This window comes from Prevotella multiformis DSM 16608, from assembly GCF_000191065.1.
GTDB classification, from domain to species: Bacteria; Bacteroidota; Bacteroidia; order Bacteroidales; family Bacteroidaceae; genus Prevotella; species Prevotella multiformis.
Genome location: NZ_GL872282.1, coordinates 738,810 through 753,333 on the forward strand (window position 1 = coordinate 738,810; position 14,524 = coordinate 753,333).

Consider the following 14,524-nt stretch of genomic DNA (forward strand, 5'->3'; position numbering starts at 1 on the left):
GTTGCTGGAGAAGGAGTCGATGCTGTTCAGCACGTCGGCCGTCGCCACCTCCTCGGTGAGGTTGGGCAGGACGTAGTCGTCGCGCTGGAGCAGTTCCACGAGGTAGGTGGGCGTGCCGGTCTCGAACCAGTAGCTGCCGAAGCGCAGCCGCTGGAAGGTGTTGAGCAGGCTGAAGGGGTTGTAGATACCGACGCCGTTCTCCACGAAGTGGTAGCCGTCGTACTGCTCCCTGAGCCGGGCGAGCGTCTCCTCCACTGTCAGGCCCAGCCGGCCGGCGAGCTCACGGACGGACTCCCCGAAATAAGCGTGTATCTCCTCCTCCGTGATGCCGCAGAGCGACTGGTAGCGTTCGTCCATCGAGAGGTCGAAGAGGTTGTTGAGGTCGGAGAAAACGCTGACCTTCCCGAACTTCGTCACGCCGGTGAGCAGGGCGAAGCGGATGTACTGGTCCTGCGACTTGAGGACGGAGTAGAACGCCTTGAGGGTGGAACGGTATTCGGCCTGCAGGGCCTTGTTGTCGAGCGTCTGCAGCAGGGGTTTGTCGTATTCGTCCACGAGGATGACCACTCTCCGGCCGCTCTGCTCCACCGCCCGCCGCACAATGCCTTTGAAGCGCAGGGCGAGTGTCGTCTCCGCCGGCTCTCTCCCATAAGCCTTCTCCCATGTCGTCAGCGTGTCGTTGAGAATCTCGTCAAGACTCTCCCTGCTGCTGTACCTTGCCGTGTTCAGGTCGAGGTGCAGGATGGGGAAGGCCGTCCAGTCCTTTTCCAGCTTCTCCACCGCCAGTCCCCTGAACAGCCCGCGCTTCCCCGCGAAGTAGGCCTCGAGGGTGGAGAGGAGCAGGCTCTTGCCGAAACGGCGGGGACGGCTGAGGAAGTAGTATCTTCCCTGGGAGGCCAGCTGATAGATCATGGCCGTCTTGTCCACATACGTGTAGCCGTCTTTCCGCAGACTTTCAAAGTTCTGTATTCCGATAGGATATTTCATTGTTCGTTCCTCCTTGTTGGATGGGTGCTACAAAGATAAGCATAATTTTTGTATCTATCCCCGAAAGGAAAAACATTTTCTTTGTTCCACCGGCTTCATAAAGCGATGTCTTTATGTAAAATTCCCCGAAATGGAAAAAGCTTCTTCTTTGTTCCACCGGCTTCATAAAGCGCAGCCTTTCTGCAAATTCAGTCAAATCAGGCGGATTCCGGAAGCCCCTTTCACCGCCTCCCGTCTCTCTGCCCGCATCTGATACAGACACCCTCCTGCACAGTCCCCGGCAACGGACACCGACGTTCGGGACTGTCCGGAAACCCGCAGACCCGCAGGAACAGAAAGCCCCGGCGGACAGGCGCACCCGGTCTCCCGCACCGGCGGATGCGGACTCCGCACGGCCGCACCCTGTCCAGAGAAACGCCCGTGGATTTTGTTATCTATCCGACTTTTACTACCTTTGCATAGTATTAAGCTGATCAGATTATGAACATAGACAATCTCTGGAACAGTATCCACCAGGAAGACGGACTGAGCCGCACGCTCGGCATGGAGTTCATTTCCACGCCCGAAGACGATACGCTGAAGGCACGGATGGCCGTCGACGACCGCAACAAACAGCCTTTCGGCTTCCTCTCCGGCGGCGCCTCGCTGGCACTTGCCGAGAACCTCGCCGGTGTCGGCTCCATGGCGCTGTGCCCGGGGAAGATGGCGCTGGGCATCAACGTCCACGGCAACCACGTGAAGGCCATGCCCTACGGCGGCACCGTGACGGCCTACGGCCGACTCATCCATAAAGGGCATACGCTGCACGTGTGGAGCATCGACATCAAGAACAGTGCGGGCGAACTCATCTCCAGCGTCCAGGTCACCAACTACGTCATAACCCCGCAGGAGAAGTAAATGGAACCGTTCTTTGTCTATCGTGAACCGTTCGAGAAGGTCTGCCACTGCTATACGCAGCCGGAACCGCCGGCGGTGATCCGTCAGCTGTCGGAACTCGACGGACGGGAGGGATTCGTCATCGCACCTTTCAGCTGCAGCACGGACTGCCCCGCCTGTCTCCTGGACGGACAGGGGGGAGCCCTCCGTCATCTGCCGCTGGACAACAGCAACGGCTTCGAGGCCATCCCCGACTGGCAGCCGGACGACCTCACGGCAGAGCCGGCCGACTGTACCCGGGCGCATTATCATGCCGACTTCATCCGCTTCCACAGCGAGCTGGAAGCCGGAACATACCGCAAGCTCGTGCTGGCGAGGTCGGCCGTGGAGCACAAAGCCGGAACGCTGACCCCCCGCACCGTCTTCCTCAAGGCGTGCGAGCGCTATCCACGGTCGTATATCGCCCTCTTCTATACGGCGCAGACCGGTATGTGGCTCATCGCAAGTCCGGAGATCCTGCTCCGGGGCGGTGCGGAGGGTTACCAGACAATGGCACTGGCAGGCACCATGCGGTACGAGGGGGCAGACAGGGCCTGGTCCGCCAAGGACCGGGAGGAGCAGCGGCTCGTAGCCGACTATATCCGTGCCGGTCTGCAGCCGTTCGCCGACGGAATCGCCGAAAACGGTCCTTATACGGCCCGTGCAGCGCATCTGGCGCATCTCCGCACCGACTTCCATTTCCGTTTCAGGGACACCCTCCGGCTGGGAAGTTTCCTCTCGGCGTTCCACCCCACACCAGCCGTCTGCGGCATGCCCAAGGAGGCGGCCTGCCGGTTCATCCTCCGCAGCGAGCATCTGTCACGCAGTTATTACAGCGGCTTCAGCGGCCGGATCGGCGACGGCCGTGCCATGCTCTATGTCACCCTCCGCTGCATGCAGCTCTCCCGCACCGTCTGCCGCCTGTATGCCGGCGGCGGCCTGCTGAAAGAGAGCATTGAAGAGAACGAATGGCAGGAGACGGAAGCCAAGCTCGACACCATGCGTCAGCTGCTCCGTTCCGATTAGCCTCATCGCCCATCCCCGCCTGTCATCCCCGACTATCCCCGCCTGTCATCATCTCCTATCCCCGCCTATCATCTCCTATCCCCGCCTATGTACAGCTCCAAAGAAAACGTAAACATCCTCACCTCCCTGCTCCTGAAGGGAGGCATCACGAAGGCCGTAGTCTGTCCCGGATCCCGCAACTCGCCCATCGTCCACAATCTCTGTGCCTGCCCCGGCATTGCGTGCTACCCCGTGACCGACGAGCGGTCGGCGGCATTCGTGGCACTGGGCATGACGCTGGCCGAGAACGAGCCGGTCGCCGTCTGCGTCACGTCCGGATCGGCATTGCTCAATACGGCACCGGCCGTCGCCGAAGCCTGCTACCAGAACCGGCCGCTGATCATCCTCTCGGCCGACAGACCGGCACAGTGGATCGACCAGCAGGACGGACAGACCATCCACCAGCAGGGGGCGCTGGCACCCCATGTCCGCAAGAGCGTCACGCTGCCCGAACCGCACGACGACGAAGAGCGGTGGTACTGCAACCGGCTTGTCAACGAGGCGCTGGACGCCTGCATGCTGGAGGGCGGCGGACCGGTACACATCAATGTCCCCGTCAGCGAACCGCTGTCCGGCTACGGGACCCTGCAGCTCCCCGACGAGCGGCGCATCCTCCTGCACCGTTCCGTGGCCGATGCCGCACGGGTCTCGGACATGGCGGCCGACTTCTTCTGCGGGGAGAAGCCGATGATCGTGCTCGGACAGATGATACCCGAAGTCGTGGGCGAATCGCTGGAGGACATCGAGGCACTGAGGAGGGTCGCGGTCGTCCTGCAGGAGAAGCTGGCAGACGACGACCTCCGCCCGGCACAGCCCATCGACGAGGTGCTGGAGAGCATCGGCGACGACACGTCCTACCGCCCCGACCACCTTATCTACATAGGGGGCACGGTGGTGAGCAAGCGGCTCCGCCACTTCCTGCGCAAGTGCGCATGCAGGATGTCGGTCACGGTGAACGAACGCGGCGACTGCTGCGACACCTTCATGCACGCGACCGACATCCTGCAGGGAGCACCGGAGGAAGTGCTCGCCCTTCTGGCCCGCGAGGCCAAGGGGGTGGAAAGGAAAGCCTTCACCGACCGGTGGGAAAGGGCGTTCGACAGGGCCGCGGCCGTCCGGCGGAATTTCCGTCCGGACTACTCCCAGCTGGCTGCCGTCAAGGCCTTCCACGAGAAGATGCAGGCGGAGGACATCGACGGCGAACTGTTCTATGCCAACAGCTCGGCCGTGCGCCTGGGCAACATCTTCTCCAACCAGTACCTCTATGTCAACCGGGGGGTGAACGGCATCGAGGGAACACTGTCGACGGCTGTCGGCTATGCCCTTGCCCGGCAGGACGAGGAGGATGTCTACTGCGTCATCGGCGACCTGAGCTTCTTCTACGACCAGAATGCACTGTGGAACGAGCAGCTGCCGCCCAACCTCTCCATCCTGCTGCTCAACAACGGCGGCGGCGGCATCTTCCGCCAGCTGCCGGGACTGGAGCGATCGCCTTACCGGGACAGCGCCATCGCAGCCGGGCACACGGCTTCCGCCGAGGGCATCTGCCAGGCGTACGGCCTCGTCTATCTCTCCGCCCGCAACGGACAGGAGCTGTCCCGGGCACTCGACAGCTTCTTCCATGCGGAGGAGGGACCCGTCCTGCTGGAAGTCTTCACCCGCCCCGAAGCCGATGCCCGGGTCCTGAAGGATTATTATCAGTCCTTTTAACCGCCCATCATCGCCTATCCCCGCCAATCCCCGCCTATCATCGCCTAAAAAAAATAAAATTCCTATGGAGAAAAGAGACTGGAAGCCCATAGCAGGCTTCGACTTTGAGGAAATCCTCTTTGAAGAGTATCATCACATCGCAAAAGTGACCATCAACCGGCCCCGTTACCGCAACGCCTTCACGCCCCGCACCGTGTGGGAGATGTCGCAGGCGTTCAATTACTGCCGGGAGGCGCTCGACATACGGGTCGTCATCCTCACCGGGGCGGGCGACAAGGCGTTCTGCTCCGGCGGCGACATGCACGTGAAGGGGCGGGGCGGATACGTCGGCGGCGACGGGATACCGCGCCTCAACGTACTCGACCTGCAGATGCAGATCCGCCGGCTGCCGAAGCCTGTCATCGCCATGGTGAACGGCTATGCCATCGGCGGCGGACACGTGCTGCACGTGGTGTGCGACCTCACCGTCGCTTCAGACAACGCCGTCTTCGGACAGACAGGCCCCAAGGTAGGCTCATTCGATGCCGGCTTCGGCGCCTCTTACCTTGCCCGCATCGTGGGACAGAAGAAGGCACGCGAAATCTGGTTCCTGTGCCGCCAGTACTCCGCCGTCGAGGCAGAACGCATGGGACTCGTCAACAAGGTCGTTCCCTTCGACCGTCTCGAGGACGAATGTGTAGAATGGGCGGAGACGATGATGGAGCGTTCGCCGCTGGCTCTCCGCATGATGAAGGCGGGATTCAACGCCGAACTGGACGGACAGGCGGGCATCCAGGAACTCGCCGGAGACGCCACCATGCTCTATTACACGCTCGACGAGGCACAGGAGGGCGGCAGGGCCTTCCTCGAGAAACGCAAGCCTGACTTCGGCAAATACCCGCAGTTCCCATAAACGGCCGACACCGGCAGAACCCGCAGGACCGCCTGACGGAGACCTGCCTGCCAGGTGCGCAGAGGCCTTCCTTCTTCCTGGAAGGAGGCGGACGGGTCCTGCACGTGGAAAAGCGGAAAAAGACCGCAGGGAGGCAGCCCTGCAAAAGGACGGACGGTCGTTCATAGCATGGACAGGACAATGCGGGATTTCCGGAACGGCCCCGTCAGGACCTGTCCGGAAGACCGGCGGCGGAAGAGCCGGCACGAGGGCGGCAGCCCCCTTTCGCATCCCGACGCCTGGGAATCCTGTTCCCGGCCGTCGGGATTTCTGTTCCCGGCCGCCCGGTACTCCTGTTCCCGACCGGTCGGGAACAGGAGTACCGGCCCGCCGGGATTTTTCCGTTTCCGACCTGACCGCCGTTCCGGCGGCCGGGCAGACAGCCGGGGCAGCGGCTCGTGCCGGGGATGCGGCACCGCCCTACAACGACAGGCGGCGGCGGTTCAGGATCCGGATGTTCTTCCCGTGGATCTCGATCGTGCCCTCCTTCTCCAGACCGGACAGGACGCGGAGAAGCGAGAACTTCTGTATGCCGAACGAGTCGGCGATCTCCTGGCGGGAGCGTTCGAGGTGGATCTCGTCGCTGCCCTGCTCCCCGGCCCGTTCGAGGAGGAGGTACGCCACCTTCTCACGGACGGTGAAGAGGCTGAGGATCTTCATCTTCTTCGTCAGGAACACGTCGATGTTCGAGAGGATCCGGATGAAGTTCATGCGGAGGGTCTCGTCCGTGTCCATCAGGGCTTTCAGCGTCTCGGGCTTCATACGGAACAGCTCCACCGCCCCCTCCGTCTCCACGCTCACCGGCAGGCAGCGGTCCTTCGAGAAGAAGAAGGCGGGGGCCACCAGGTTGCCGCTGCGCAGCCGGCTCACCTCTACCTGCTTCCCCGACAGGGCGGCCATGCGGCAGATCAGCTTGCCGCTCACCACGATATCGACATGGCGGCAGGGCATGCCGGCCAGGGCATACACCTCATGGGGAGGAAGGGAAACGCACTGGTGGGGGACGTTGTCGAGCGTAAGCTCTATCTCCATCTCACGCATCCCCGCAAAAAGCGGACAGGCGCGGAGGGCTTTCATCACATTGTCATTCATGGAATGCAAAGTTAGTGGTTTTCTCATGAACACCAATGCTTTAACGAGCTTTAACTTTACAGGGACACAATTGTTACCCTGTATCACAAATCTTGTTTATACTTTTGCCCTGTAAAAACATTGATAATGTCACAGAAAGAATTTAAACCTGCGATCCCCTTCGATACCTGGGATCTTGACCTGCTTGTAGACTACGTACTCAAGTTCCATCACCGCAACACACGCAAATACGGCGAGGAGCTGCTCGGCAGACTGACCACGCTCGCTGCCGGACACCCCGAGCTGGAGCGTGCGGCGGACCACTTCCGCAACAGCATGGCCGACCTTGACGTACACTGCCAGAAGGAGGAGAACGTGCTCTTCCCGTTCATCCTCGAACTGTACCGCGCCGCGGAGCTGGGACGGGAGCACGCCCCCTTCCACTGCGGGACCATCCAGTACCCCGTCAATGCGATGATGGCGGACCACAGCGACGAAATAGAACGGCACGAGCGCATCGCCGTCCTGACCAACGACTACACCGCACCCGAGGGCGCCGGACCGGAATACGTCAGGGTGCTCGCCGACCTCCGCCGCTTCCGTGACTATCTGCTCGAACACGTCTACGTGGAGAACATGGTCATCTTCCCGCGGGCGCTGGCACTGGAATAGACCGGCAGGACCACGGCGACGGCACACGCCCCGGAGCCGCCCGGCACGGAGCGCCCGAAACGCATCATCCATCATTCATCATAAAACATCCCACAATGAAAATCAAACGTGCATACGCCCCGGCCGAAGCCGCCGACGGCTACCGCATCCTCGTCGACCGCCTGTGGCCGAGGGGCATCAGTAAGGAAAAGGCCAAGATCGACCTCTGGCTGAAGTCGGTCGCACCGAGTAATGAACTGCGCAAGTGGTTCGGACACGACCCGGAACGGTTCGCCGAGTTCGACCGCAGATACCGTGCGGAACTGGCGGAAAGCGGTGCGCTGGACGAGCTGCGGGCCGTGCTCAGGGAGCATCCCGATGCCACCCTGCTCTTCGCCGCACACGACGAGGCGCACAACAATGCGGCCGTGCTGAAGGAACTGCTGGGCGATTAGCCTCCGGACACTCCTCCGCAGCCATGGGACGGCATGAAGAAGACAGAATGTCAGCACGGACAGACAGATTGTCAGTGACGGCCGGCTGGTACGCTCCTTGCATGAGAGTCGGTACAGAACATCAGTAAACAACTAAAGTATAGGAGATTAAGATATGTACAGAAATTCATGGTTACCAGAAGTTTTCAATGACTTTTTGAACACAGCCAACATGCCCAAGGCAAATGCGACGGCACCGGCCATCAACGTACAGGAGTCTGACAAGGATTACACCGTAGAGCTTGCAGCACCGGGCCTGAGCAAGGAGGACTTCAATGTGAACATCAACAGCGACGGCGACCTGACCATCAAGATGGAAAAGAAGTCGGAAGAGAAGGAGGAGAAAGGCCACTACCTGCGCCGGGAATTTGCTTACAGCAAGTACGAGCAGACCCTGATCCTGCCGGATGATGTCCAGAAGGACGGCATTGAGGCCCGTGTCGCAAATGGTGTGCTGACCGTTGTCCTGCCTAAGATCAAGGTCCAGGAACAGAAAGTCGCACGTCAGATCACCGTCGGCTAAGCCGCGGCCCGCCGTGACAGGTGTGCCTGTCTTGCAGGACGGAGGCACGCCGATGTCACGGCACCGGTTATGGAATTAAGGTGTTAACAGCCCCCGGACGCAATGCGTCCGGGGGTTTTCTGTGCCGGTACCGCCCGGCCGGACAGGAGGAAAAGAAAAAGAGGATGCACCCGGCAGGGCCGATAACCGGTCTGCCGGGTGCATCCTCTCCGTCGTCTCTCCGGGGCGGGAGGCAGGGTCATGCCCTGTCCTCTACGTTGTCGCCCTCGGTGGGTTTCATCTCTTCCTCAAAGTCGGTGATGCCTGCCTTGACGAGGATCTCGTACCACTGGAGGAGTTTCTTGATGTCACTGGAATGCACGCGGTCGCGGTCGAAACCGGGCAGCACCTCGGCAAAATAGTCCTGCAGCTCCTTGGCAGAAGCCTTGCGCCAGTTGAGCGAAGCGACCTTGCCCTCTTCCTTGTCACGTACCTTTGCCAGCACATCGCCCAGAGGAATGTCCTCGCTATCGGTGAACATGGCAATATCTGCCAGGCTCGTCACACGGTCGGTGGCGAAGGCAGGCTGGCGCTTGTGGGTTTCATCAAGCGCCTCAACGATAAGATTCATTTTGCCGCGGCTTACCAGCTTGTAAAGACCTGGACGCCCTGCAATGGAAAGAATTGTCTGTAACATTTTGATATGATCTTGTTTGTGGTTTACTTATTCTGAAATGAAAGACAGCAGCCGGTCCACCTGCGGGGCAAGCGGACACACGCCGTCGTTGACGATCTCGTAATCGCTGCGCCTCAGCACCTCCTCCTGCGGAAGCTGCCGTGCCATCCACCCGAGTGTCTTCTCGCGGATGATGCCGTCGCGCTCCATGACCCTCCGGATGCGTGTCTCGGCAGGAGCCGTCACGCATACCACCTTGTCTATATGCGTACGGCGGTCGAAACCGCTGTCGAAGAGGATGGCACTCTCAAGCCATGACAGTCCGGACTGCTCGAAGTCGCAGGCCACGGCCGGATGTATCACGGCGTTGACGGCCTGCACATGGCGGTCGCTGCGGAGGAGGAACTCGGCGAGGACCGCTTTCTGCAGAATGCCGCCGCGGAACACGCCGTCGCCGACAAGCTCTTTCAGCTGCCGCCGGAGCGGAAGAGACGTGCGCATCAGTTCCTTGGCATGGGCATCGCAGTCGTAGACCCTAATGCCGCGTTCGGCCAGCAGCCGGCAGACATAGGATTTCCCGCTGCCTATTCCTCCTGTCAATGCAACAATCATCGCTGTTCTATGAGATAATCAACCGTAGTGAGCGCCGGACGTACATTGCGCACACCGTTGGGGGAAACAAGGACATAGACATGGCACTTGTCGGCAGGATGTTCCTCGACCTCCTTATAGTTGACGACGACCCGGAAGCCCGCCGGCAGCAGTTCCCTTGTCTCGGCATTCTTCGGCATTGTACGCAGCCGGTAGGCGCCGACGACGAAATTCACGCGGACCTTTCCGGGAAAGGTCCGCAGGACCTTGTCCGCCGGCATATTGATCGCCTCAATAGGCACTTCTACGCTCTCTTCCGTGAGCACATCGGGATAGAGCCTCATCTTCACCCTGGCAGGAATGCACTTGGCATCGGCGAACCTGCGGAGGTTCACCGTCAGTTCCTTGACGTCAGTGAAATTGCTGACGTGCTGCCGCTCCGTATAAACCGTCTGGATACTGTCCAGCACACCACGCGCGGCATATACCTGCACACTGTCGGGAACAAACTCGACGTGGGCAAGATAATAGTTGTTTCCCGGCGTGACGGTCCCCAACAGCCGGACAGGCACTTTCTTGTGCCGCCCGAAATTGAAAGAGAAAGAGAACTTGCCGTTCTTGACCGAAGTGATCTTCGAACTTTTAGACAGCTGGAGATAAATCTGCCGCTGTAAGTCGGCCGGGGAAATTTCCCCTCTTCCTCGCCCGTCAGTATAGAGCCGGTAATCAGCGAAGACAGGCCGGAAAGCATCTTCAAGCCCATAAGCGGCAATCAGATACCCTTTGTCACGGACGGTAAAGCGGACAACAGAGTCCGGGCTGCTGGTAATGACCACATTACGGGGCACGTCGGCCATACGGAGCGGGATGCTGAATTCTCGCTCATACGTCTCGTTCAGCGTCATCACCAGCCAGAACCCGCCGCTCAGCACCAGGAAGAACAAAAAAATCAGAAACTCCTTGTTGAAGATCCTCGACAGGAAGTTTCTGAAGATACCGAACGTAAAATGCGGTCTGCTAATTTTCATCAAAAGCCCTGCTCCTTTCCCTGCCGATAAGGCTTATTTACCCTGGTTCTGCTGCGAAGCCTGCACACTTCCGAAGACGTAACTCTTGTCGACCGTTATGACGACCCCGCGGGCGATTTCCACGTCAACCTTGCCGGTCGTCAGGTCGATGTGCTTTACGGTGCCGTAGATGCCGCCGCCGGTCACGACGCTGTCGCCGGCGGAGAGTGCGTTCTGGAAGGCGCGGATCGCCTTCTGCTTCTTCTGCTGCGGGCGGATCATGAAAAACCACATGATGGCGAAAATGGCAACCATCATGATAATCATAGGCATGGGACTGCCTTGACTGGCAGCCTGGGCTGCGAGGATAAGCGCTGTATTCATTCTATTTCTGTTGTTATGTTTTCTTTTTTCGGGGGGGGACAGGCGATGATAGGCGATCATAGGCGATGATAGGCGGGGACAGGCGTTGATGGGGATTGCCACAGGGATGACCGTTTATCATCGCCTGTCATCGCTCATCCGCGCCGGCAGCCGGCCTGCGACTGCCCATGGCAACCTATGCCTGCCCTTCGCCCGCCGGCTGTTCGCCGGCGGCCTGTATGCTCTCGGCCTGGGCATTCTCGGCCTGCACATTCTCGGCCTGCACATTCCCAGCCTGAGCGTTTTCAGCCTGGGCGCGCCGGGCGGCGCGCTGGGCGGAAGTCTGGGCGATGGTGGGGCGGCGTCCCTCACGGCGGGGTGCTCTGTCGTCCGGCCTGACATTGTGCGGACGGCGCTGACGGGGCTCCGGCATGGGTTTCAGCATCTTGCCGGTCTGGACAAGATGGCGCGCGATGGTATCGAGCATGCCGTTGATGTACCCGCCGCTGCGCGGCGTGCTGTACAGCTTGGCGAGGTCGACGTATTCGTTGATGGTCACCGACACCGGGATGTTAGGGAATGTGAGCATCTCGGCGATGGCGATCTGCATGATGACGACATCCATGTAGGCCAGACGGGAGAAATCCCAGTTGCGGCTCGACTCGCTCATGTAATGCTGGTAGTCGTCGGCATTGAGGATCGTAGCCCGGAAGAGCTTGACGGCAAAGTCACGGTCCTCCTCGTCCCGGTACTCCGGCAGCAGCTCCTGGTCCTCCCCGTTGGCGGGGTCGAAGCGTTTGATGGTCTTGATGACGAAGGTGTCCACCACCTCCTTGTCGTCGTTCCAGTAGAGGCTCTTCTCCTCCAGCACGGCATCCAGGTCGGCATTCTCCTGTATGAGCGTGCGGTAGATCCTGCGCCACACCTCCCGGTCGGCCTCGTACGAGTTCTCCTCGTCCTGCATGTATTCCTGGTAGATGGTGCTCTGCTCTATCTGGTCGCAGAGCTTGCGCACCGCCTCCATGTCGTCTTCCCAGCGGCGTTTCTGGTTTTCCACGAAGAGGTTGAGCTGCTTGTTCGCCTCCAGCTGGACGGCGAACCTGTTGTCTGCGAAACGGCGCGAGGGAGCCTCCGTCCCCTCGCGGGCGGCACGGGCGGCGGCGATTTCCACACGGTGCCGCTCCTCCTGCGTGACAGATACAATCAAAGCCAGGAGGTAATTATAGAGGTCGTACGCCTTCGCCAGACTGAAAAGCAGTTCCTTCTCAGCGTTGTCCATATTCCTGTTGCCGTTCTGATAGTATGCGTAGGTTAACTGGACAATCTTGATTCTTATTAATTCCCTATTGATCATTGTCTGTTCTAAAGATTGTGTTTCGTATTGAATTCTTTATTTTGCAAATGTAGGGATTTTCCGCCGTACGTGCAAACAATACCGTCTTTTTCTGTGTTTTTTAAGACAATACTTGGTCAATCCGGGGAAAAGAAGTATCTTTGCAGCGCTTTTTGCAAATTGAGGATTGAAAATTGCGGACACCCGTCGGATTCCCGGTTTCCGGTCTCTCAGTGTGTGATGGCGAATTAACGTTCATATTAATTTAGAGTAACACAGAATTATGAAAGAAATCAAAGTATCAGGTCAGAAGCGTACGGACCTTGGAAAGAAAGCTTCAAAACTGCTCCGCAAGGAGGGTCTCGTTCCCTGCAACCTCTATGGCGAGGCGCACAAGGACGGCAAGCCGGTAGCAGTCTCCTTCGCCGCTCCGATGGCGGAACTGCGCAAGGTGGTCTACACACCGCACATCTACGTCATCGAGCTGGTCATCGACGGCGAATCGCACACGGCGGTCCTCAAGGAACTGCAGTTCCACCCGGTAACGGACGCGCTGCTCCACATTGACTTCTACGAGGTCAACGACCAGAAGCCCATCACCATCGGCGTTCCCGTGAAGCTCTCCGGCCTGGCACAGGGTGTACGCGACGGCGGACGCATGAACATGTCGATCCGCAAGATCAACGTCAAGGCACCGTACCAGCAGATTCCGGAGCACCTCGACATCGACGTGACGGGTCTCCAGCTGGGCAAGAGCATCAAGGTGGGCGAACTGAGCTTCGAAGGGCTCGAGCTGGTCACGCCGAAAGAGGTGGTCGTATGCTCCATCAAGGCGACACGTAACTCCATCCAGGCCGCAGCTGCCGCCGAGGCGGAAGAGGCTGCCGAATAACATACAGGCCCTGTCCTGAAGATTCCCGTGCGGAAGACGCCGGAGGGAATCTCCGGCAGCTGCCATGACGAAAAAAACAGAACTTTGGACAAGTATTTGATCTGCGGACTGGGCAACCCCGGACAGGAGTACGAGGGGACCCGGCACAACACAGGATTCATGGTATTGGACGCTTTCGCAAAAGCGTCCAATATTGTTTTTGAGGACAGGCGCTACGGATTCATCGCCGAGACAGCCGTCAAGGGGCGGAAGGTCATCCTCCTGAAACCCACCACCTTCATGAACCTCTCGGGGAACGCCGTGCGCTACTGGCTCAACAAGGAACACATCGACCAGCGCCGCCTGCTCGTCGTCTCGGACGACGTGGCCCTGCCGGCGGGCGCCTTCCGCCTGAAAGGGAGCGGATCGGACGGCGGCCACAACGGACTGGGGCACATCCAGCAGCTCATCGGCAGCGACTACGCCCGCCTGCGCATGGGCATCGGCAACGACTACCCGCGCGGCGGACAGATAGACTGGGTGCTGGGACATTACACCGACGAGGACCTGGAAGCGCTCCGGCCGGCCGTCGACACGGCCGTGGAAATCATCAGGAGCTTCGTCCTCGCCGGCATCGACATCACGATGAACCAGTTCAACAAACTCGGAAAGAAATAACCTACCCACCGATTGCAAACACAGGAAGAGCAGATGAACGACATCGCAAGAATAGACAAATGGCTCTGGGCAGCACGCATCTTCAAGACCCGCTCGACAGCCGCAGACGCCTGCAAGAACGGACGCGTCACCATCAAAGGCGTGAACGTAAAGCCCTCCCACACCATCAAGGCGGGCGAGGTGGTGTGCGTCAGGAAACCTCCCGTCACCTACTCCTTCAAGGTGCTGAAGACGATCGAGCAGCGGGTCGGTGCGAAATCCATCCCCGAAGTCTATGAGAACGTGACCGAGGCCAAGCAGTACGAGCTGCTGGAGATGAGCCGCATCAGCGGATTCGTCGACAGGGCGCGCGGCACGGGACGGCCTACGAAGAAGGACCGCCGGCAGATGGAGGCCTTTGTCGACCCTGCCCTCTTCGGATTTGAAGACGACGGGGACGACGAGGACTTCTCCTTCTGACCGTCCCGGCAGGGCGAGGGATGCCCTTCCGGCGTTCCCTAAAGCGTCCCCCCTGCCCGGGGATCTTTTGGTTCTTCCGTTAAAGGGGAATCTTTTGGTTCTTCCGTTAAATGCGTAGATGGGAGAATAAAGGCTTATGCACTTGCAGGGTATGACAGTCCAGAACCAGACGGTCTTGCAAAGGAGGATGAACTGAAAGATAAAATGCAGGAAAGGCAGA

Annotated in this window: 17 protein-coding genes; 10 read left to right on the forward strand and 7 right to left on the reverse strand. The window is 59.6% G+C overall.

Translation table 11 applies throughout. From position 1 onward, the window contains the following. A partial coding sequence (locus tag HMPREF9141_RS13270) for an ATP-binding protein (RefSeq protein ID WP_007366987.1) occupies positions 1-987 on the reverse strand: 987 nt, incomplete at its 3' end. Between the two features lie 480 nt (positions 988-1,467). Here HMPREF9141_RS13270 and HMPREF9141_RS03015 point away from each other — a divergent pair. The 4 genes from HMPREF9141_RS03015 (at position 1,468) to menB (ending at position 5,569) form a co-directional block, all read left to right on the forward strand. Beyond that, a complete protein-coding gene (locus HMPREF9141_RS03015; protein WP_007366989.1) occupies positions 1,468-1,884 on the forward strand; it encodes a PaaI family thioesterase in 417 nt (138 codons plus the stop codon). Continuing rightward, the gene (locus tag HMPREF9141_RS03020) at positions 1,885-2,928 is read left to right on the forward strand and encodes a chorismate-binding protein (protein WP_007366990.1); all 1,044 of its coding nucleotides are present in this window, start codon (positions 1,885-1,887) and stop codon (positions 2,926-2,928) included. An 87-nt stretch (positions 2,929-3,015) separates the two neighbouring features. After that, a complete protein-coding gene (menD, locus tag HMPREF9141_RS03025) occupies positions 3,016-4,677 on the forward strand; it encodes a 2-succinyl-5-enolpyruvyl-6-hydroxy-3-cyclohexene-1-carboxylic-acid synthase (protein ID WP_007366991.1) in 1,662 nt (553 codons plus the stop codon). A gap of 64 nt (positions 4,678-4,741) precedes the next feature. Further along, on the forward strand, positions 4,742-5,569 hold the full coding sequence (gene menB, locus HMPREF9141_RS03030; RefSeq protein WP_007366992.1) for a 1,4-dihydroxy-2-naphthoyl-CoA synthase: 828 nt from the start codon (positions 4,742-4,744) through the stop codon (positions 5,567-5,569). Between the two features lie 459 nt (positions 5,570-6,028). Here menB and HMPREF9141_RS03040 read toward each other — a convergent pair whose 3' ends face one another. Next, positions 6,029-6,700, reverse strand: a complete 672-nt coding sequence (locus HMPREF9141_RS03040; RefSeq protein WP_007366994.1) for a Crp/Fnr family transcriptional regulator — start codon at positions 6,698-6,700, stop codon at positions 6,029-6,031. Between the two features lie 126 nt (positions 6,701-6,826). Here HMPREF9141_RS03040 and HMPREF9141_RS03045 point away from each other — a divergent pair, with 126 nt between their 5' ends. The 3 genes from HMPREF9141_RS03045 to HMPREF9141_RS03055 all read left to right on the forward strand — a co-directional run bounded on the left by HMPREF9141_RS03045 (position 6,827) and on the right by HMPREF9141_RS03055 (position 8,347). Continuing rightward, positions 6,827-7,351, forward strand: coding sequence for a hemerythrin domain-containing protein (locus tag HMPREF9141_RS03045; protein WP_007366995.1), 525 nt, complete (start codon positions 6,827-6,829; stop codon positions 7,349-7,351). A gap of 95 nt (positions 7,352-7,446) precedes the next feature. After that, the gene (locus HMPREF9141_RS03050) at positions 7,447-7,785 is read left to right on the forward strand and encodes a DUF488 domain-containing protein (protein WP_007366996.1); all 339 of its coding nucleotides are present in this window, start codon (positions 7,447-7,449) and stop codon (positions 7,783-7,785) included. 154 nt (positions 7,786-7,939) lie between these two features. Beyond that, entirely contained in the window at positions 7,940-8,347 is a 408-nt protein-coding gene (locus tag HMPREF9141_RS03055) for an Hsp20/alpha crystallin family protein (RefSeq protein ID WP_007366997.1), read from the forward strand. A 238-nt stretch (positions 8,348-8,585) separates the two neighbouring features. Here the strand turns inward: HMPREF9141_RS03055 and HMPREF9141_RS03060 are convergent, their stop codons facing one another. From HMPREF9141_RS03060 to nusB, 5 genes are all read right to left on the reverse strand, one after another. Then, positions 8,586-9,023, reverse strand: a complete 438-nt coding sequence (locus tag HMPREF9141_RS03060; protein WP_007366998.1) for a DUF5606 family protein — start codon at positions 9,021-9,023, stop codon at positions 8,586-8,588. A gap of 27 nt (positions 9,024-9,050) precedes the next feature. After that, a complete protein-coding gene (gene coaE / locus HMPREF9141_RS03065) occupies positions 9,051-9,614 on the reverse strand; it encodes a dephospho-CoA kinase (RefSeq protein WP_007366999.1) in 564 nt (187 codons plus the stop codon). Further along, positions 9,611-10,621, reverse strand: coding sequence for a CdaR family protein (locus HMPREF9141_RS03070; protein ID WP_007367000.1), 1,011 nt, complete (start codon positions 10,619-10,621; stop codon positions 9,611-9,613). Before HMPREF9141_RS03070 ends, coaE begins: the two co-directional genes overlap by 4 nt. A gap of 33 nt (positions 10,622-10,654) precedes the next feature. Beyond that, positions 10,655-10,984: a preprotein translocase subunit YajC gene (gene yajC, locus HMPREF9141_RS03075; protein WP_007367001.1), complete on the reverse strand. Its 330-nt coding sequence runs from the start codon at positions 10,982-10,984 to the stop codon at positions 10,655-10,657. A gap of 175 nt (positions 10,985-11,159) precedes the next feature. Beyond that, on the reverse strand, positions 11,160-12,317 hold the full coding sequence (nusB, locus tag HMPREF9141_RS03080) for a transcription antitermination factor NusB (protein WP_007367002.1): 1,158 nt from the start codon (positions 12,315-12,317) through the stop codon (positions 11,160-11,162). A 262-nt stretch (positions 12,318-12,579) separates the two neighbouring features. On the opposite strand from nusB, the gene HMPREF9141_RS03085 reads away from it, so the two are divergent. The 3 genes from HMPREF9141_RS03085 to HMPREF9141_RS03095 all read left to right on the forward strand — a co-directional run bounded on the left by HMPREF9141_RS03085 (position 12,580) and on the right by HMPREF9141_RS03095 (position 14,304). Next, a complete protein-coding gene (locus tag HMPREF9141_RS03085; protein WP_007367003.1) occupies positions 12,580-13,188 on the forward strand; it encodes a 50S ribosomal protein L25/general stress protein Ctc in 609 nt (202 codons plus the stop codon). Between the two features lie 84 nt (positions 13,189-13,272). Then, complete coding sequence (pth, locus tag HMPREF9141_RS03090) at positions 13,273-13,845, forward strand: aminoacyl-tRNA hydrolase (protein ID WP_040554400.1); 573 nt, start codon at positions 13,273-13,275, stop codon at positions 13,843-13,845. Positions 13,846-13,878: 33 nt separating this feature from the next. After that, entirely contained in the window at positions 13,879-14,304 is a 426-nt protein-coding gene (locus tag HMPREF9141_RS03095) for an RNA-binding S4 domain-containing protein (RefSeq protein WP_007367005.1), read from the forward strand. Positions 14,305-14,524: the final 220 nt, after the last annotated feature.

Bases quoted from the DNA above. Each gene is read 5' to 3' on its own strand.
- coaE (WP_007366999.1), bottom strand. From the start codon at position 9,614: ATGATTGTTGCATTGACAGGAGGAATAGGCAGCGGGAAATCCTATGTC.
- HMPREF9141_RS03085 (WP_007367003.1), top strand. From the start codon at position 12,580: ATGAAAGAAATCAAAGTATCAGGTCAGAAGCGTACGGACCTTGGAAAG.
- HMPREF9141_RS03095 (WP_007367005.1), top strand. From the start codon at position 13,879: ATGAACGACATCGCAAGAATAGACAAATGGCTCTGGGCAGCACGCATC.
- HMPREF9141_RS03015 (WP_007366989.1), top strand. From the start codon at position 1,468: ATGAACATAGACAATCTCTGGAACAGTATCCACCAGGAAGACGGACTG.
- HMPREF9141_RS03020 (WP_007366990.1), top strand. From the start codon at position 1,885: ATGGAACCGTTCTTTGTCTATCGTGAACCGTTCGAGAAGGTCTGCCAC.
- yajC (WP_007367001.1), bottom strand. From the start codon at position 10,984: ATGAATACAGCGCTTATCCTCGCAGCCCAGGCTGCCAGTCAAGGCAGT.
- HMPREF9141_RS03050 (WP_007366996.1), top strand. From the start codon at position 7,447: ATGAAAATCAAACGTGCATACGCCCCGGCCGAAGCCGCCGACGGCTAC.
- HMPREF9141_RS03055 (WP_007366997.1), top strand. From the start codon at position 7,940: ATGTACAGAAATTCATGGTTACCAGAAGTTTTCAATGACTTTTTGAAC.
- HMPREF9141_RS03040 (WP_007366994.1), bottom strand. From the start codon at position 6,700: ATGAATGACAATGTGATGAAAGCCCTCCGCGCCTGTCCGCTTTTTGCG.
- nusB (WP_007367002.1), bottom strand. From the start codon at position 12,317: ATGATCAATAGGGAATTAATAAGAATCAAGATTGTCCAGTTAACCTAC.
- HMPREF9141_RS03045 (WP_007366995.1), top strand. From the start codon at position 6,827: ATGTCACAGAAAGAATTTAAACCTGCGATCCCCTTCGATACCTGGGAT.
- HMPREF9141_RS03070 (WP_007367000.1), bottom strand. From the start codon at position 10,621: ATGAAAATTAGCAGACCGCATTTTACGTTCGGTATCTTCAGAAACTTC.
- menB (WP_007366992.1), top strand. From the start codon at position 4,742: ATGGAGAAAAGAGACTGGAAGCCCATAGCAGGCTTCGACTTTGAGGAA.
- menD (WP_007366991.1), top strand. From the start codon at position 3,016: ATGTACAGCTCCAAAGAAAACGTAAACATCCTCACCTCCCTGCTCCTG.
- HMPREF9141_RS03060 (WP_007366998.1), bottom strand. From the start codon at position 9,023: ATGTTACAGACAATTCTTTCCATTGCAGGGCGTCCAGGTCTTTACAAG.